Below are 1,244 nucleotides of genomic sequence, written 5' to 3'. Positions count from 1 at the left end.
TGAACTGGTCAAGTAATAGTGGACACCAGTTAAGGTTTCACGCCGCGAGCTTTTCCCTCGTAACTGGAGATTGATATCCGTTGTAGCTGTGGAGCCTGGCAGTGTTGTAGCGAGTAACGTAGCGCTGCACATCTAACCGGGCTTCGTATTCTGTTACATAGCCTGCTTCAGGCACCCACTCGGACTTCAGGCTTCCAAAAAAACGCTCTATTGGAGCGTTGTCCCAGCATTCGCCTTTACGACTCATGCTTTGTTGGTGTCCGTGCCTTGCCAGCTCATTTCTGAATTTATGGCTGGTGTATTGGCAACCCTGGTCTGAGTGAAACAGTACGCCATAAGGACGTCCTCTTAGCTCTACCGCCATCCGCAAGGCCTCGCATACCAACTCGGCATCGGAAACCATCGAGAAGGACCAGCCCACAATCCGGCGAGCAAACAAGTCCATAACCGCCGCAAAGTACATCCAGCGCTTCCCCACCTGGATGTATGTCACGTCACCACACCACACTTGGTTGGCCGCCGAAACGTCAAATGCTCGCTTGAGTACATGCGGTGCCACCAACGACTCCACGCCAGATGATGTGTACTTATGACGTCGGCGTTGCCGGCTCACAATGCCTGCTTCTCTCATCAGGCTGCGAGCCATAAAGCGGCCCACACGATGACCGCTGGCTTGAAGCTCCTTGGCCAGGGTTCGAGCACCTGCCGAGGCTCTGGAGGCCCGGTGATGCTTGATCAGCAATGACTTGAGCGTCTCCCGCCCCAGATTCACCTTGGTCTGCCGCCTACGCCACGCGTAAAAACCACTACGACTGAGTCCGAACACCCGACAGCAATCCTTTACGCAAAAACGCTCACCCAACTGCTCGATCAGCGCGAACGACCGTTGGTGTCCCGCAGCAGGAGAGCGCCAGCCTTTTTTAGGATTTCAATATCCAGGTCTTTTTGCCTAAGTAAGGCTTTGAGTTGTTGGATTTCGAGCTGCTCCGCAGTAATCGCTTTGGCCCCAGATGGGGTCGAGCCTAAACGCTCTTGGCGGACCTGATCGATCCACCGACGCAATGCGGTCGGCCCAATACCCAGACTTGTACAGACATCGGGAACGCTCTGGCCTTCATCCAACACCATGCTGGCAGCCTTGAGCTTAAACTCACCTGAATAGGATTTACGCATTCAAAACACCTCAGATTTGGGCGCCATGATAGCGCCCGAGTGAAGTGTCCAAAATCATTAGGCCAGTTCAG

The 1,244-nt window shown here is 54.1% G+C and carries 2 protein-coding genes; both read right to left on the bottom strand.

Features of this window, described 5'->3' with window-relative positions:
• Positions 1 to 37: 37 nt before the first annotated feature.
• The gene (locus PKE98_RS26880) at positions 38 to 862 is read right to left on the bottom strand and encodes an IS3 family transposase (RefSeq protein WP_271198553.1); all 825 of its coding nucleotides are present in this window, start codon (positions 860 to 862) and stop codon (positions 38 to 40) included.
• A gap of 8 nt (positions 863 to 870) precedes the next feature.
• Entirely contained in the window at positions 871 to 1,173 is a 303-nt protein-coding gene (locus tag PKE98_RS26875; protein ID WP_271198552.1) for a transposase, read from the bottom strand.
• Positions 1,174 to 1,244 lie beyond the last annotated feature (71 nt).

This window comes from Pseudomonas turukhanskensis (genome assembly GCF_027922365.1).
In the GTDB taxonomy this organism is placed as follows: domain Bacteria; phylum Pseudomonadota; class Gammaproteobacteria; order Pseudomonadales; family Pseudomonadaceae; genus Aquipseudomonas; species Aquipseudomonas turukhanskensis.
The sequence above is the reverse complement of the archived record's forward strand: the minus strand, read 5'-3'. Positions and strand labels throughout refer to the sequence as shown.